Origin of the sequence: Pseudoalteromonas sp. 31A1, from assembly GCF_011378815.1 — a bacterium.
Classification (GTDB): domain Bacteria; phylum Pseudomonadota; class Gammaproteobacteria; order Enterobacterales; family Alteromonadaceae; genus Pseudoalteromonas; species Pseudoalteromonas arctica.
Genome location: NZ_WTKY01000007.1, coordinates 135,920 through 152,909 on the forward strand (window position 1 = coordinate 135,920; position 16,990 = coordinate 152,909).

At 40.2% G+C, this 16,990-nt stretch carries 13 protein-coding genes and 1 riboswitch; of the genes, 9 read left to right on the forward strand and 4 right to left on the reverse strand.

Annotated features, from left to right (window positions below; genetic code table 11):
• The first annotated feature begins 105 nt into the window (after positions 1-105).
• The 6 genes from carA (at position 106) to GQR52_RS09440 (ending at position 8,119) form a co-directional block, all read left to right on the forward strand.
• Positions 106-1,242, forward strand: coding sequence for a glutamine-hydrolyzing carbamoyl-phosphate synthase small subunit (carA, locus tag GQR52_RS09415; protein WP_007375827.1), 1,137 nt, complete (start codon positions 106-108; stop codon positions 1,240-1,242).
• A gap of 16 nt (positions 1,243-1,258) precedes the next feature.
• Positions 1,259-4,477 carry a carbamoyl-phosphate synthase large subunit gene (carB, locus tag GQR52_RS09420; protein WP_165728244.1) on the forward strand — a complete coding sequence of 1,073 codons (3,219 nt, stop codon included), beginning with the start codon at positions 1,259-1,261 and terminating at the stop codon, positions 4,475-4,477.
• Between the two features lie 48 nt (positions 4,478-4,525).
• Entirely contained in the window at positions 4,526-5,002 is a 477-nt protein-coding gene (gene greA / locus GQR52_RS09425) for a transcription elongation factor GreA (protein WP_165728245.1), read from the forward strand.
• Positions 5,003-5,338: 336 nt separating this feature from the next.
• Positions 5,339-6,397: a S66 peptidase family protein gene (locus tag GQR52_RS09430; RefSeq protein WP_165728246.1), complete on the forward strand. Its 1,059-nt coding sequence runs from the start codon at positions 5,339-5,341 to the stop codon at positions 6,395-6,397.
• Between the two features lie 76 nt (positions 6,398-6,473).
• A riboswitch (FMN riboswitch) is annotated at positions 6,474-6,659 on the forward strand.
• Positions 6,660-6,799: 140 nt separating this feature from the next.
• Positions 6,800-7,453, forward strand: coding sequence for a 3,4-dihydroxy-2-butanone-4-phosphate synthase (gene ribB, locus GQR52_RS09435; protein ID WP_165728274.1), 654 nt, complete (start codon positions 6,800-6,802; stop codon positions 7,451-7,453).
• 279 nt (positions 7,454-7,732) lie between these two features.
• Positions 7,733-8,119 carry a hypothetical protein gene (locus tag GQR52_RS09440; protein WP_165728247.1) on the forward strand — a complete coding sequence of 129 codons (387 nt, stop codon included), beginning with the start codon at positions 7,733-7,735 and terminating at the stop codon, positions 8,117-8,119.
• Positions 8,120-8,242: 123 nt separating this feature from the next.
• Here GQR52_RS09440 and GQR52_RS09445 read toward each other — a convergent pair whose 3' ends face one another.
• Positions 8,243-8,896, reverse strand: coding sequence for a nitroreductase family protein (locus tag GQR52_RS09445; RefSeq protein ID WP_165728248.1), 654 nt, complete (start codon positions 8,894-8,896; stop codon positions 8,243-8,245).
• Positions 8,897-9,071: 175 nt separating this feature from the next.
• On the opposite strand from GQR52_RS09445, the gene GQR52_RS09450 reads away from it, so the two are divergent.
• Both GQR52_RS09450 and rhlP read left to right on the forward strand, forming a co-directional pair.
• Complete coding sequence (locus GQR52_RS09450) at positions 9,072-10,007, forward strand: LysR family transcriptional regulator (protein ID WP_165728249.1); 936 nt, start codon at positions 9,072-9,074, stop codon at positions 10,005-10,007.
• 84 nt (positions 10,008-10,091) lie between these two features.
• Positions 10,092-10,916, forward strand: a complete 825-nt coding sequence (gene rhlP, locus GQR52_RS09455) for a rhombotarget lipoprotein (protein ID WP_165728250.1) — start codon at positions 10,092-10,094, stop codon at positions 10,914-10,916.
• An 81-nt stretch (positions 10,917-10,997) separates the two neighbouring features.
• Here rhlP and GQR52_RS09460 read toward each other — a convergent pair whose 3' ends face one another.
• From GQR52_RS09460 to GQR52_RS09470, 3 genes are all read right to left on the reverse strand, one after another.
• Entirely contained in the window at positions 10,998-11,888 is an 891-nt protein-coding gene (locus tag GQR52_RS09460) for a dienelactone hydrolase family protein (protein WP_165728251.1), read from the reverse strand.
• Positions 11,889-12,118: 230 nt separating this feature from the next.
• On the reverse strand, positions 12,119-15,268 hold the full coding sequence (locus GQR52_RS09465) for an efflux RND transporter permease subunit (RefSeq protein ID WP_165728252.1): 3,150 nt from the start codon (positions 15,266-15,268) through the stop codon (positions 12,119-12,121).
• 2 nt (positions 15,269-15,270) lie between these two features.
• Positions 15,271-16,449: an efflux RND transporter periplasmic adaptor subunit gene (locus GQR52_RS09470; RefSeq protein ID WP_165728253.1), complete on the reverse strand. Its 1,179-nt coding sequence runs from the start codon at positions 16,447-16,449 to the stop codon at positions 15,271-15,273.
• 169 nt (positions 16,450-16,618) lie between these two features.
• On the opposite strand from GQR52_RS09470, the gene GQR52_RS09475 reads away from it, so the two are divergent.
• Complete coding sequence (locus GQR52_RS09475) at positions 16,619-16,882, forward strand: YkgJ family cysteine cluster protein (protein WP_007581895.1); 264 nt, start codon at positions 16,619-16,621, stop codon at positions 16,880-16,882.
• Positions 16,883-16,990: the final 108 nt, after the last annotated feature.

Consider the following 16,990-nt stretch of genomic DNA (forward strand, 5'->3'; position numbering starts at 1 on the left):
AAAACTATTTAAGCTCACAAAAATCTAGTTTTGACGATCCCTCTGGGTATTGGCGGGGTGTTAAGCAATTGCTTACTCCCGTTTTTTACTGTTAGGAGGTTTAACTTGACTAAATCCGCTCTGTTAGTCCTAGAAGACGGCACAGTGTTTCGCGGTACTGCAATCGGCGCTGACGGCATGTCAGTCGGTGAAGTAGTATTCAATACGTCTATGACTGGTTATCAAGAAATTTTGACTGATCCATCATACGCGGAACAAATCGTAACTTTGACGTACCCACATATCGGTAATACGGGTACCAACAGCGAAGACGAAGAAGCGAATCAAATTTGGGCTAAAGGCCTAGTGATCCGTGATTTGCCACTGCTAGCAAGTAATTTTCGTAACGAGCAATCGTTAGATGATTACTTAAAAGAACGTAATATTTTAGGTATTGCGGACATCGACACCAGAAAGTTAACTCGAATTTTGCGTGATAAAGGCGCACAAAACGGGTGTATTATTGCTGGCGACGAGCTAGACGAAAATAAAGCGCTACAAGCCGCGCAAGCCTTCCCAGGCTTAAAAGGTATGGATTTAGCAAAAGTTGTCTCAACCAAGGAAAATTTTGAGTGGCGCGAATCAAGCTGGACATTAGGCGAAGGATTTAAAACCCTTGATGCTGCTGATGAAAAGTTTCATGTTGTTGCCTACGACTTCGGTGTAAAGCGTAATATTTTGCGTATGCTTGTAGACCGTGGCTGTAAACTTACAGTAGTACCAGCGCAAACCTCTGCCGCTGACGTACTGGCTTTAAACCCTGATGGTATCTTCCTATCTAATGGCCCTGGCGATCCTGAGCCATGTACTTACGCTATTGATGCAATTAAAACCTTTTTAGAAACCGACACACCAATTTTTGGTATCTGTTTAGGTCATCAGTTATTAGCCCTTGCCTCAGGTGCTAAAACAGAAAAAATGAAATTTGGCCACCACGGCGCTAACCACCCAGTTAAAGACCTAGACCGCGATGTAGTTATGATCACGGCTCAAAACCATGGTTTTGCAGCTCAAGAGTCAAGCCTGCCAAGTACGCTTCGTGCCACGCACAAATCGTTATTTGACGGAACGCTTCAAGGTATTCATCGTACAGATAAACCTGCGTTTAGCTTCCAGGGTCACCCTGAAGCAAGCCCTGGTCCGCACGATGCAGCACCATTATTTGACCACTTCATCGATTTGATGCAAGCGCGTAAACACTAATTTAACTGGAGTAATAATGCCAAAACGTACCGACATAAAAAGCATTCTTATCTTAGGCGCAGGCCCAATTGTAATTGGTCAAGCGTGTGAGTTTGACTACTCTGGCGCTCAAGCGTGTAAAGCACTTAGAGAAGAAGGCTACCGAGTTATATTAGTTAACTCAAACCCAGCCACTATTATGACCGACCCTGAAATGGCCGATGCGACCTACATCGAACCAATTCACTGGGAAGTGGTAGAAAAAATTATTGAAAAAGAAAAGCCTGATGCAGTACTACCTACAATGGGTGGTCAAACTGCATTAAACTGTGCACTTGATTTAGATAAGCACGGTGTACTGGCTAAGCATGGCGTTGAGCTTATTGGTGCAACCGCTGATGCAATCGACAAAGCAGAAAACCGCGAACGTTTCGATATTGCAATGAAAAACATTGGTTTAGAATGTCCACGTGCTGAGATTGCTCACTCTATGGATGAAGCCAAAGACATCATTACGCGCATTGGTTTACCCTGTATTATCAGACCTTCTTTTACTATGGGCGGCACCGGCGGCGGTGTAGCGTATAACTTAGAAGAGTTTGAAGAAATTTGTGAACGTGGTTTAGACTTATCGCCAACGAACGAATTACTGATTGATGAATCACTGATTGGTTGGAAAGAATACGAAACAGAAGTTGTTCGCGACAAAAAAGACAACTGTATTATTGTTTGTACCATTGAAAACTTTGACCCAATGGGTGTGCACACAGGTGATTCAATCACCGTTGCACCTGCACAAACATTAACAGACAAAGAATACCAATTAATGCGTAATGCCTCTATGGCGGTTCTTCGTGAAATTGGTGTAGAAACTGGCGGCTCTAACGTACAGTTTGGTATTAATCCTGAAGATGGTCGCATGGTTATCATCGAGATGAACCCACGTGTATCACGCTCATCTGCACTTGCTTCTAAGGCAACGGGTTTCCCAATTGCTAAAATTGCTGCAAAATTAGCTGTAGGTTACACGCTTGATGAACTTCAAAACGACATTACGGGTGGTAAAACACCTGCGTCTTTTGAGCCTTCAATCGACTATGTAGTAACAAAAATTCCTCGCTTTAACTTTGAAAAATTTGCTGGTGCAAACGACCGTTTAACTACGCAAATGAAATCAGTTGGCGAAGTAATGGCGATTGGTCGTAATCAACAAGAGTCACTACAAAAAGCATTACGCGGTCTTGAAGTGGGCGCTACGGGTTTTAACCCAATAGTTGCGCTTGATGACCCTAAAGCAAAAGAAAAAATCATCCGCGAACTACGCGAGCCAGGCGCTGAGCGTATTTGGTACATTGCAGATGCAATGCGCCATGGCATGAGCGTTGACGATGTTTACGAACTGACTAAAGTTAACCGCTGGTTTTTAGTACAAATAGAAGACATTTTAAAAGACGAAGCAAAAATTGCGAAAGTAGGCATGGCGGGTTTAAATGCTGACTTCCTACGTAAGTTAAAACGTAAAGGCTTTGCAGATCCGCGTATAGCAGAAATTGCTGGTGTATCAGAAGCTGAAATTCGTAAAAAACGTCATTTATTAAACATTGTGCCAGTATATAAACGCGTTGATACATGCGCCGCAGAGTTTAGTTCAGATACCGCTTACATGTATTCAACTTACGATGAAGAGTGTGAAGCTAACCCAACAGATCGTGATAAAATCATGGTTATTGGTGGTGGTCCTAACCGTATCGGTCAAGGTATTGAGTTTGATTACTGTTGTGTACATGCCTCGCTTGCGCTTCGTGAAGACGGTTATGAAACCATCATGGTTAACTGTAACCCTGAAACGGTATCTACCGATTACGATACTTCGGATCGTTTATACTTCGAGCCAATTACACTTGAAGACGTACTTGAGATCGTACGTGTTGAAAAGCCAAAAGGCGTTATCGTGCAGTACGGTGGTCAAACACCACTTAAACTAGCGCGTGAGCTTGAAGCAAACGGCGTGCCAGTAATTGGTACTTCACCAGATGCGATTGACCGTGCAGAAGACCGCGAACGTTTCCAACAACTTGTAGAACGTTTAGACCTTCTTCAACCACAAAATGCAACGGTAACATCAACAGAAGAAGCACTACTTAAATCAGTTGAAATCGGCTTTCCACTTGTTGTACGCCCTTCGTATGTACTAGGCGGTCGTGCAATGGAAATTGTATACGATGAAGACGATTTACGTCGCTACATGACCGAAGCTGTACAAGCATCGAATGAAGCACCGGTATTACTGGATCGTTTCTTAGATAATGCGATTGAAGTTGACGTTGACGCAATTTGTGACGGTGAGCAGGTAATCATTGGCGGTATCATGGAGCACATTGAACAAGCGGGTGTTCACTCGGGTGACTCAGCATGTTCATTACCTGCACATTCTTTATCACAAGAAGTGCAAGACGTAATGCGCAAGCAAGTTACCGACATGGCGCTTGAACTTGGTGTTGTTGGTTTGATGAATACACAGTTTGCAGTAAAAGAAGGCAAAGTGTATCTAATTGAAGTTAACCCACGTGCTGCACGTACTGTACCGTTTGTTTCTAAAGCAACCGGTGTGGCGCTTGCAAAAGTAGCTGCGCGTTGTATGGCGGGTCAGTCTTTAGCAAGCCAAGGCATTACTAAAGAAGTGATTCCTCCTTACTACAGTGTTAAAGAAGTTGTACTGCCGTTTGCTAAGTTTCAAGGTGTGGATCCAATCCGAGGCCCTGAGATGCGTTCAACAGGTGAAGTGATGGGTGTTGGCGATACTTTCGCCGAAGCATTCGCAAAAGCACAATTAGGTGCAAGCAATACTTTACCACGCGGTGGTCGCGCGTTATTATCTGTTCGTAATAGCGATAAGCCACGTATTGTTGAATTAGCCAAAATCATGACCGACTTAGGTTTTGAAATTGACGCAACTGGTGGCACGGCAGAGGCTCTTGAAGAAGCTGGCATTGAAGTACGACGTGTAAACAAAGTATATGAAGGCCGCCCGCATATTCTTGATTATATCAAGAATAAAGAGTACAGCTATATCGTCAATACCACCGAAGGTCGCCAAGCGATCGAAGATTCGAAGGTGTTACGTCGTGGTGCATTGCAAAATAAAACCAACTATACGACAACCTTGAACGCGGCATTCGCTAACTGTACTGCTAACAAAGCAGATGACCGTAGTAAAGTGACGTCAGTTCAAGAGTTACACCTGCGATTGAACTAAGGACATGTGCCAAGGCCAACTAGGGCCTTGGTGTTAAGTGAGAAAAGTATGCAATCAATTCCGATGACAGTTCGTGGCGCAGATTTACTGCGTAAAGAGCTTAACGAATTAAAAACAGTTACCCGTCCTAAAATCGTAAGTGATATTGCGGTTGCACGTGAACATGGTGACTTAAAAGAAAACGCTGAGTACCACGCTGCGCGTGAGCAACAGGGTTTTTGTGAAGGTCGTATTCAAGAAATTGAAGCAAAGCTTTCAAATGTTCAAATTATCGATGTAACTAAAATGCCAAATACCGGTAGAGTTATTTTTGGTACAACGGTCACTATTGTAAATGTAGAAACCGATGCTGAAGTTAAATACCGTATTGTAGGCGATGATGAAGCAAATATTAAAAATAACTTAATATCTGTTAACTCTCCTATAGCGCGTGGCTTAATTGGTAAACAAATGGACGATGCTGTGTCTATTGAAACGCCAAAAGGTATTGTTGAGTTCGAAATCATTGAAGTTGAGTATCTTTAACGCATAACTCACTTTAACTTTTTAAATAAAAACCGATGTAATTACATCGGTTTTTTTATGCCTGAAATAAATCACTATAACAATTAACCACTATACTGTTCAGGGTGTTCATATTGCATAAAGAGTAAGCATGATGATATAGGTACATAATCACTTTATACCAATCTGCTTATATATGGGGTCTATTTAACGTTAAGAAAATTACGCTAGAACTAGGCAAAAGTTTTTATATCTAGTTGTTCTAAATAAAAAACTTTTAACGACGTTATAGTGCAATTTAATTCGTTAAATTGATCAAAGATTTATGCAGGTTGGTATTATTAAAAAGGAACACTCATGGCTAATATTCTTTACCCAGCGCCTTTAAAGGTAGGCTCTAAAATTGCAATTTGCTCGCTGTCATCAGGCCTAAAAGAGAAGTACCACGGGCGATTAGATATTGTAATAGACGGATTAAAGTACCGTGGCTATGAGGTTGTAGAGGGGGAGTTTTTACGTCAAAACAGACCACGTAATGAGCTTAATGCTAAAGCCCATGCCGAGCAACTAATGGGTTTATTACTAGATGATGAAATAGATGCCATTATGCCGCCAATGGGTGGTGAGCTGGCAATGGAGGTATTGCCACTACTTGATTTTAACGCGATTAAACAAGCCAAACCTAAATGGCTAGTTGGGTTTTCTGATGTAAGTACTATTGCATGTGCACTCACCGCTAAGTGCCAATGGGCAACACTTCACAGCGCTAATCTTATGCAGCTCCATCCAGATGAAAAAAACGCGTATAGCCTACAAATATTCGAAACTCTTACTTACGAAGCCGGTAGTAAATTTGAGCAAGGGCCTTCTTCTTTATATCAAAAAAACAAGCCAAATTACGCACAAAACCCGAATGAATTACTAAGCCCTAGTGAGCCCACAAAATGGCAATGTTTAAACTATACAGATAAACGCACCATAGAAATGTCAGGCCGTTTATTTGGTGGATGTTTAGATACAGTCGGCTTATTGCTCGACTCACCATTTTTAGCACTGCATGAATTTAAAAAGGACAGTGCACCAGAAGGGCTTATTTTATACCTCGAAAACTCAGAGCTTACACCTACCACTGTTGCACGATTTTTACTGTCATTAAAACTAGCGGGCATATTTGACGACATTAATGGCTTGATTTTAGGGCGAAGTGAAATTACACAAAGTCATTATGATGCATTTGACTATCGACATGCGCTTGATGTTGCGTTGGGCGGGTGTTTATTTCCCGTTATTTTTGATGCTGACATAGGGCACGTTCAACCTAACTTAAATTTAGTTAACGGTGCTATGTGTTCGCTTATTGCTGATATAAATGAAGGTATAGTAAACAGTGCATCGGTAAATATTCAACTTTCGTAGTATTTATGGTATTTAGTTTTGAAAAACAAGTAAATACAGGCGTATAATATGCTTGCAGTAAGTGCTAACACTTACTGTTAATTCTCAGGGCGGGGCGAAATTCCCCACCGGCGGTATGTTTAATGTTATTCGTAACTTAAATGAGCCCGCGAGCGCTTTATTTAACTTGTTTTTACAGTGTTTAAATAGGTTAAGTAAAGGTCAAGCAGATCTGGTGAGATGCCAGAGCCGACGGTTAGAGTCCGGATGAAAGAGAATATAGCTTATTTATGTACACCAAAACGTAGCTTTTTGGTGAGCATTTTTAATGCTGTTTTGGTTTAATCCATACGATTTTATTTGTATGGCTTTGCCATGCCTTTCTGTGTCCTGAATCTATTATTTTTTATTTGGAATATAATGATGATTCAGTCTCTACTTACTCAATTCGGCGAAAGCCATATCCGTGTACAAAGCGCAATTGCTGCATTACAGCAAGGGCAAGGCGTACTTGTTGTTGATGACGAAAACCGCGAAAACGAAGGCGACTTTGTTTTTTCAGCTGAGCATTTAACGGCCCCACAAATGGCCGAAATGATCCGCGAAGGCAGTGGTATTGTATGCCTATGCATGGGAGAGGAGCGTATTAAACAGCTCGACCTACCGCAAATGGTAACCAATAACACCAGTCAAAATAACACCGCTTATACTGTCACTATTGAAGCTAAGCACGGTGTTACAACCGGCGTATCTGCCGTTGATAGAGTGACTACTATTAAAGCTGCTACAGCCGATAATGCAAAACCAAGTGATTTATCGCGCCCTGGCCATGTATTTGGTTTAAAAGCACAAACTGGCGGGGTGCTAGTTCGCCGTGGTCATACCGAAGCATCGGTTGATTTAATGCAACTTGCAGGCTTAAAACCATTTGGTGTAATTTGCGAACTTACCAACCCCGATGGTTCAATGGCACGTTTACCTGAAGTGAGTGATTATGCTAATAAGCATAATATGACCGTGGTTTCTATTGAAGATCTCGTGCAATACATTCAAGCTGCGCAGCTTAAAGTAGGTTAAATTACTATTTTGTCAGCCTTAGATATATTATAAAGCACGCATCTGTTGCGTGTTTTTTTATGGGTCTAACTTGCACTTTAAATGTAATAGTCACTTGTTTTTATTGACGTTATTTAAGAAGGTTAGCGAAGGAATTGCACTTTCTGTAGCCGCTATAAACAGTACTCTATAAGGAATTACCCCATTAAAATAGATTATTCTAACTATACACTTGAAGAATTGTTCGATGTAAAAGCTAATATAGATAAAGATAAATACACAGAGAATTTCAATGCATTAATGGCTGAATTTTTAAAAAGAGAAAACGAATTAAAACACTATAATGATGCGATAGAAAAAGAGGCTGAGGCTAAAAAAATATTACGAATGACCAGCTGCTCTAATAAAAGAATAGCGGGTGTGTTTTTATTTGGTTTGTGTATCAGTTTACCCTTAATGTTGTTCGCTGAACTGTCGATTTTAAGCACGATTAATCAATTTTACAGCGTGGTACTTTTACTTATGGTGGGGTTGCCTTTATTGCATTCTTTTCGTTATGGCTGGACACTATCTAGATACGGTATAGTGACTGTAACCGACGATGTGTTTTCCTTCACTGTAATGCAATTGTTTTATAGCTGTATTTTTTGTTTAATACTTTTTCTTACCATATTAAGGTGGCCTTAACAGTTATTGCAGCACATTAGTACAGAGTAATATGCTTAGATCCTTGACTGAATATGATTTGTATTTATAAATGTATAAGCGAAAAATAACAGCTGACATACACCAGCTGCTTGGTTTGAAAAATTATAAAACCTGAATAACTTGCTCTTTTGCTAAGCGAGATTTAGGTAATTTAGCATTATAATCCTCAGCGTCATCATGGTAGCCAAGTACTAATGCTACATCACAAATGTAACCATCTAGCTCTTTTTCAAAAACTTCACCAATAAGTTCAGCATCAACGCCTTCCATAGGAGTTGAATCAATACCTAAGCGTGCTGCTGCATGCATTGTGTTACCAAGCGCTATGTAAGTTTGCGCTTTAGTCCACGTTGCGTTATTGCCTTGCTCATCAGTATTCATATCAACAAACGCGAAAGCACCAAATGATTGTTCGCGATTTTCTGCTTTTGTACGACCATTTTTAATGTCAGCATCAATTACTTGTGCGTAATCGTCACGTGTATATTTAGGGTTATAAGCAAATAAAATAATATGTGAAGCTGTTTTAATGTGTGGTTGATTAAACTGAAATTTATTAGCAAAGGTAGTATGCATACGCTCTTTTGCTTCATCAGATTCAATTACAACAAACTTCCAAGGCTGCGAGTTAATTGATGAAGGAGAAAGACGCATAGCTTCATATACTACGTCTAGGTCATCTTGAGGAATACGCTTGGTTGTGTAACGTTTAGTTGTGTAGCGTTTTTCTAAATCACTAATAATTGGGTGAGTCATTATTTTTCCAAATAAATAAATTGAACGAGTTGTTATTAATTGGTTTGAATTTAAATAATTCAATAGTGACCAATCAGTTTTAAATAACAATATTTTACGGATTTGATAATAGCGCTTGCTTTGCATTTAATAAACATCATAATCATTGAAACATTATCAAATATATATAGATAATATGAACATAGAAGATTTAAAACTTATTCTAAAAGTAGCAGAATTTAGAAGTATTACGCTTGCTGCTGCTAAGTTAGATATGCGCACAGCAACTGCGAGCGCGGTAATTAAGCGTGTTGAGTTAGCACTGGGCAGTGAACTGTTTGTACGTACTACACGTCATTTAAGATTATCAGCTGCTGGGGAGCGCTATATACCTCAGTGCGAACAAGCTTTAGCAATACTTGAGCAAGCTAAGTATAACCTTAAAGGTGAGCATGACGAAATTGAAGGCGAATTACGTGTTGCTCTTTCATCCGATTTGGGGCGAAATTTAGTTATCCCATGGATTGATGAGCTGATGGATAATTATCCTAAGTTAAGCCTCCGAGCGCATATAAGTGACAGTAATATTGATTTTTATCGTGATTCAGTTGATATAGCACTTCGTTATGGCTCGCCAAGTGACGCTAGCGTTTACGGTTTTAAAATTTGCAACGTACCGCGCTTATTATGTGCAACTCAAGAATATTTATTACAAAATGGCTCTCCTGAACATCCAGACGACTTAGCTAATCACCAAGGCTTATTTTATCAACTGCAAGATATTATAAATAACACGTGGGAATTCACCGATGGCGAGACAAAATATAAAGTTAAAATGGATGGTCGGCGCGCGTCTAACGATGGTGACCTAGTGAGGCGATGGTGTGTTGCGGGTAAAGGCTTAGCAGTAAAGTCAGCACTCGATATAGCCGATGATTTACTCAATGATAGGGTGGTTACTGCTTTGCCAGGTTATCAACACACTAATGGCGAATTATGGCTTATTTGCCCAAGTAGGCAGTCAATAACGCCTGCGGTACGTTTACTACGTGATGCATGCAGAGCAAAATCCCAAGCTATTCTGCAGCAGTTGGTAAATAAAGGAATTATTGATAAAAGCGTACTGAGCTAATTAAGGAAAGATTATTTACTTCCCTAGGCCTTAGATATGCTTTGGCGTGTAACTGAATTAAATTAAAAATAAAAAGGAATAAATATGAAATTTAATAAATATATAATCATTTTGATGGCGGTCTTACTTGCTTCTTGTAGTTCGTTTGTGAGTAACAATACAGGTAAAAATACGCAATCTAGTAGCTTAATGGACTTCTTATATCCTGATCAACAAAGCCGCTCTACCTATAAACCTGAAATACCTGTTTTAAAACTCCCTGTTACCGTCGGAATTGCATTTGTACCTTCTAAAAACTGGCAGCCAGACGGGTTAGAGACCCAAAACCAAGTCGAACTGCTCGAAAAAGTAAAAAAGTCATTTTTACAATATGATTATATTGACCGCATTGAAGTTATACCAAGCACCTATTTAAAGGGTGGTGAAGGTTTTGCAACACTCGAGCAAGTCGGGAGGCTTTACGATGTAGATGTAATGGCACTGGTTTCTTATGATCAAGTTACACAATCTTATGAAAATAATGCCGCCTTACTTTATTGGACGATAGTGGGTATGTACGTTATTCCGGGGAATGAAAATACAATTCAAACCTTTGTTGATACGGCCGTTTTTGACATTAAAAGTAGAAAAATGCTGTTTAGAGCGCCTGGTATAAGCAAGCTTGAAAAAAGAACAACCGCAATAGGTATTGATGAAACATTATCTAAAAAGTCGGCAGAGGGTTTTGATCTTGCTGTTACAGATATGACCGCTAATTTAGATGCCGAACTAGCAAGATTTAAAACACGTGTTAAAGAAGAGAGAATTGCGAAAGTTGAAAATAAAGATGGCTCTAGCAGTGGTGGTTCTTTAAATATTTATTTACTCGTCTTTTTATCGTTACTAGTTATGCGTAGCAAAAAAGCATAAAGTTGATAAAAATAACCAAGTATTTTTAAATAATGCCATCGGCTTTACGCTGGTGGCATTATTTTTTAATCGTTAAGTAACTTAACTTAGCTTTTTATTAAAAAACTCAACGGTACGCTGCCATGCAAGTTCAGCATTGTCTTTATCATACCGACCTGTAGAGTCGTTATGGAAACCGTGATTAGCTCCTTTATACATATGCATAGTGTATTCAACGTTATTGGCTTTTAAGTCTTGTTCGTACTGTGGCCAAGACGCGTTTACACGTTTATCTAGCTCGCCCAATTGAATCATTAATGGTGCTTTAATATTTTTACGTAAACTTTCGCTGGCTGGAGTACCGTAAAAAGGCACTCCGGCGCTAATTAAGTTGCTATCTACTGCCGCTAAATAATTAACAATGTAGCCGCCAAAACAAAAACCGACAGCGCCTAACTTACCGTTACTGTTAGCATGCGATTTTAAAAAGTGTGCTGCGGCTACAAAATCGTTTTGAATTTTAGCGCGATCCATGGTTTTTTGCATAGCGCGTCCTTCATCATCATTACCAGGGTAGCCACCCAGTGGAAATAGCGCATCGGGTGCAAATGCAATAAAGCCTACCTTCGCTAAGCGTCTTGCTACATCCTTTACGTATGGGTTTAATCCACGGTTTTCGTGTATCACAAGAACAACAGGAAGCTTACCTTCTATGTTTTTAGGGGTTGCTAAGTAACCTTTGCCTTTACCGTGCCCGTCTGGCGAATCGAATTCTTCGTACGTTGCCGTAATATCGTCATCATTAAACGAGACTTGCTCAGCAAACGCGTAATTAGGTAATAGCGCTGATGTAAGTACAGCCATCGAAAAACCAAGTGCAGCTAAACCACCGAGTTTTTTCATAAACGTACGGCGGTCCATTAAACCGTGTGCGTATTCGTCATACCAATCAAAGGCTTCTTGCGGGATGTGATTTGATTGTGAGGTATTCATGGCTGCTCCTTAATTTTATTATGTTTATTTATTATTTAAATACCATAACGTATTCGAAATGAAAAACGAGCAATATTTCTTTCAATTATTAGGACTGTTGATGGAGTCTATGTGTTAAAAAATGAGTAGTAGAAGTAATATTAGTAAATAGTTGAATATCATTTTTAAGATAAAAATAAAAAGCTCGGCATATAGTATGCCGAGCTTTTTTGGTTGGGATGTTACTTAATTTAGCTATTAGTAGGCGCTGGTTGGGCATCTACTAGTGGTGGCTTGCCACGCATTTTACGTACTAATCGTTTAGCATCTTCTAGTGCAACATACTGGCACGGTATAAGTATCAGTGTAATTACTGTGGCAAATAACACACCAAAAGCAAGTGATACAGCCATCGGGATAACAATTTTAGCTTGTAAACTCGTTTCAAAAATAATTGGCATTACACCAATAAAGGTAGTGATTGAGGTGAGTAATATTGCTCTAAAGCGACGAGCACCGGCTTGCATTACAGCATCCTTAATCGAAACACCTTCAGCGCGGGCTTTGTTTACAAAATCAACCATAACGAGGGAATCATTTACGACCACACCCGCTACAGCAATAATGCCAAACATCGATAAGCTACTCATGGTCATACCTAAAATCATATGGCCAAACATAGCGCCCACTACACCAAACGGAATAACCGACATAATAATAAGTGGCTGCGAGTAAGAGCGAAGTGGAATCGCTAATAAAGCAAATATAATCATCATTGATATACCAAAGTCACGAAGCTGTTCTGAAGCGCTATCCATCTCTTCTTGAATGCGCCCAGCTACATCACTTGTAACGCCAGGGTAGCTTTTAAGTAATGTTGGTAAGTATTCATCACGAATTTCTTCTGCAATTGCAAATGGTTCGGCTTGGTCGGTATTTACCGCAGCCCATACGTTTACAGTACGTTTAGAGTTTTCGCGGCGAATACGGTTTACACCGTCAACCAGCTTAACTTCGGCTACTTCACTTAGCGGTACTTCAGCGCCAGTAGGCGTGATAATACGCACACTTGCTATGTCACTAATTGAGTTACGTTCGTCTTCTGGATAGCGGATCATAACTTTAATTTCTTCGCCTTCACGCAATATTCGCTGCGCTTCTAAGCCGTAGTAACTAAAGCTAACTTGCGATGCGACATCAGCAAGCGTTAAACCCATGCTGTAAGCGAGTGGTTTTAAATCAAGTTGCACTTCGTCGGTAGCGCTTTGCATTGAATCGTTTACGTCGCCAACGCCTTCCATTGTTTGTAATTTGGCTTTTAATTTACCAGCCACTTCTTTTAGTTCGTCAGCATTTTTGCCTTCAAGTTTAAAGCTAACGTCGCCATCATCTCGACCGCCATTCATTATACTGTCTTGAATCGTCATGGTTTTAATGCCTGGTAGGGCGGGCATTTGCTCACGCCATAATGCACTTAGGGCAAAGGTGTCGATAGGGCGTAAATCAGGCTCTACCAAAATGGCCATAATATTTGCTTCAGTTCGTCCGCGCAGGCTTACCGATAAATCGCGGATCATCGGTTTACCGTATTGCTCTTGTAATTGCTGATCGACCTTTAACAACACGCTTTCTATTTTACGTGCGGTTTCAAGCGTTGCTTGCTCAGATGAGGCAAGGTTCATCTCTATATCAATACGTGGAAAGTCGTGCGGTATTTTTGGGTTTGGTACAAACTTAACTAAACCACCTGCAAACATACCTGCGCTTACAATAAGCAAACACATAAAGCCAACAATTACTGTATAGCGGTAGTGAATACAGCGGCTAACAAAAGGAAGGTAGTAGTTATTCACAAAGCCTTTTAAGCCACTATCAATTACCATACGTAAGCGATGTAATGGATTTTTAGGGTTTGGTTTACGCGGGTTCATTGCTGCAATGTGTGCAGGTAAAATAAGTTTTGATTCAATGAGTGAAAAAATCAAACATAAAATAATAACGCCACCAATGGCCTTAGAAAAAGCAGCACCAGGGCCGGTTGCGAGTGTTTGTGGTAAAAATGCAGCAATGGTAGTTAGTACACCAAAGGTTGCTGGCATCGCAACACGTTTAACACCGCGTACTACGTTATCAAGTGTATGACCGTATTTTTCTATTTCGGCACTGGCTGATTCGCCAACAACTATGGCGTCATCAACAACAATCCCGAGCACAAGTATAAAGGCAAAAAGTGAGGCTAGGTTAATTGTTACATCTAAAAAGCCAATGGGCATAAACAAAAAGGCACCTAGAAAAGACACCGGTAAACCCATCATTACCCAAAATGCCAAGCGTAGTGGTAAAAATAGTGCCAGCACTATCATTACTAACAAGCCACCCCAAATCATGTTATCGACCATCATATCGAGTCGACCTTCAAGGTAGTAAGTTAAATCAACAATAGGAGATAGCTTAACGCCTGCAGGTAAAAGTGGCTCTTTAGCGGCCATGTAGCTTTTAAGAACTTTTGCTACATCGGTAATATCTTGATCTTTTGATGCATTAACTTCAAACGATAATGAGTTTTTACCATTATATTTTGAATACTGCAGGCCTTCTTCAAAGCCATCGTTAATGGTTGCTACATCGCCTAAATAAATTTGTGCGCCATCAGCAAGGGTAATAAGGGGGAGTTTTTCAAACTCAAAGCCACGGTAGGCTTGTTTTTCAACACGCATCGAAATATAACCGTTTTCAGATCGTATTTGTCCCGCCGACATATTGGCCGAAAAGTTTTGCACCGCGCCTGCAATATCTCTAAATGTTAAGCCATATTCGCGCAGTTTATCGGGGCTAACTTCTATGCCAATTTCGTACTCTAAGCCGCCGTTAAAATTAACAAGGTTAACGTGAGGCAGCGCTTGCAGTTCATCTTTTATATCGTTGCCAAGCTCTTTTAACTGGTAGTTACTCATGTCCCCATAAAGCGCGAGTATCATTACTTCTTGCTCAAACTTATCACGGCGAACAACAGGGCGTTCCATTCCAGCAGGAAAGGTATTTATTGAATCAACTTGTACTTTAATTTCATCAAGTACTTCTTGTGGATTGTATTGTTCTTCTATTTCAATCCACGCTTGTGAAAAACCACGGTTAGAGTAAGTAATTAGGCGTTTAATACCTTCAATACCTTCGAGGTTTTCCTCAACTTTTATGGTTATTCCTTCTTCAACCTCTTGCGGGGCAGCTCCTGGGTAAACTGCTTGTACGCTTATCCAGTTACTTTCAAACTGTGGGAACATTTGTTTGCGAATGGTCATCGCCATTAAAATACCGCCCACTAATATAAATATCATTAGTAGGTTGGCAGCAACGGGATTTCGGGCAAACCATGCTATTAACCCTGTTTCACGAGTGCTCATGATTATTCCTCTTTCAGCGCAAGTTGAGTTACATCAGTTTTATTTGGCACAATATCTTCAACTTTTACTGCCATACCTTCAGTAGGATACTCAAGTGCTGAGGTAACAATTTGCTCGCCATTTTTTAACCCTTGGCTGGCTATAATCATGCCGTTTTGTTCGCGTATAATATTGAGGGTTTTAAACGACAATGTTAAATCGTCATTTAAAATTACAATTTTATTATCTTTAACTAAATGGTGCGCAACAATAATCGCGTTATCAAGCGGGCGACCTTCAATTGTAGCGTTAATGTATGACCCAAAACGAAGTGGGCGTGTTTTATCGCCATAAGGTATTGCAAGTTGTGCTACCAAGTAGCTCATACGGCTTGTTTGATCAACCACACCTTCGGTGCGAATTACTTTGGCTTGCCACATTGTTTGCTTACCCGCGTATTCTGCGTTAAATGTAACATTTGAGCCTAAGCCGCCATTTTTTAAATATTGTAGTTCTTGGTCGGCAACGGGTAAACGTACCTCTGCAACTGAGGTTGCACTCAATGCACCAAAACTATTACCTGGGTTTACTACTGAACCCAAGCTAATTGTGCGTTCATTAATAATGGCATCGTATGGGGCTTTAATATAAGTACGTTCAAGATTGCGGCTAGCACGTTTAACACTTGCTTGAGCAGAGCGGTAACGCGCTAGTTTTTCGGCCAGTTGTGGTTTACGTAAATAAAGTTCTGAGGCAATAGCTTCGCTTGAGTCCGATTTAATACGCTCCCATTCAGCTTTTGCTACATGTGCTTGTGCGCGTTCTATTTCAAGTGCTGAGCTTGCTTGTGCTAAACCTGCTTGCGCTTCAATAAAGTCTGCCTCGTAATCATTTGCATCAATTCGTGCTAAAATATCGCCTTGCTTTACAAACGCGCCTTCAACAAATTGATCTGATACTGAAATAACTTGCCCACTAACTTGTGCTATCAGCTCGGTACGGTCCTTTGGTTTAACAATGCCGTACGATTTAACATCGAGCGTTATAGAATCTAAAAGTATGCTTTGTGTTGCAACTAAAGGGCGTAAATCTTGCTCTGGCTTTTCTTCGGGTGGTTTTTTCATTGCCATAAAGGCGAAAGCTAAAGCAATACCGCCTGCTAAAACAGCAATTGGGAGTATTATTTGTTTTGTAGTAGCCACAAGGCATTCCTTCATAATTGGTGGTGACAGAGCAATAATACGCAATAAAGTGTTTACAAGGCGTTTTAAGATGTAACAAAGCATTACATATGTACATTACAACTCAACATGCGGCTAATTACGTTCCTAAAAAGGGATTAAAGTAAGTGTGTTTTATTCAGAGGATATTATGAAAACCGAATCGATGAGTTGCAGGCTAGGCTGCGGCGCATGTTGTATCGCGCCAAGTATTAGTTCGCCTATTCCAGGTATGCCAAATGGTAAAAAGGCCGGAGAGCGCTGTATTCAGCTGGACGAACGTAATTTATGTAAGTTATTTGGTGATTCAAGCCGACCTAAAGTATGCAGTGATTTTAGCGCCACGCTTGATGTGTGCGGGTCAACAAATGCACAAGCTTTAGCACTTATTACAGAGCTTGAAGAGCTAACTTAATCCTCGTTTTTAATACACATCTATTTACAATATATTATTAATAAAAATCTTCACAAGGTTATTAAAAGCAGTCGTTAATTTATTTAATGGCGAAATATTAGACATATT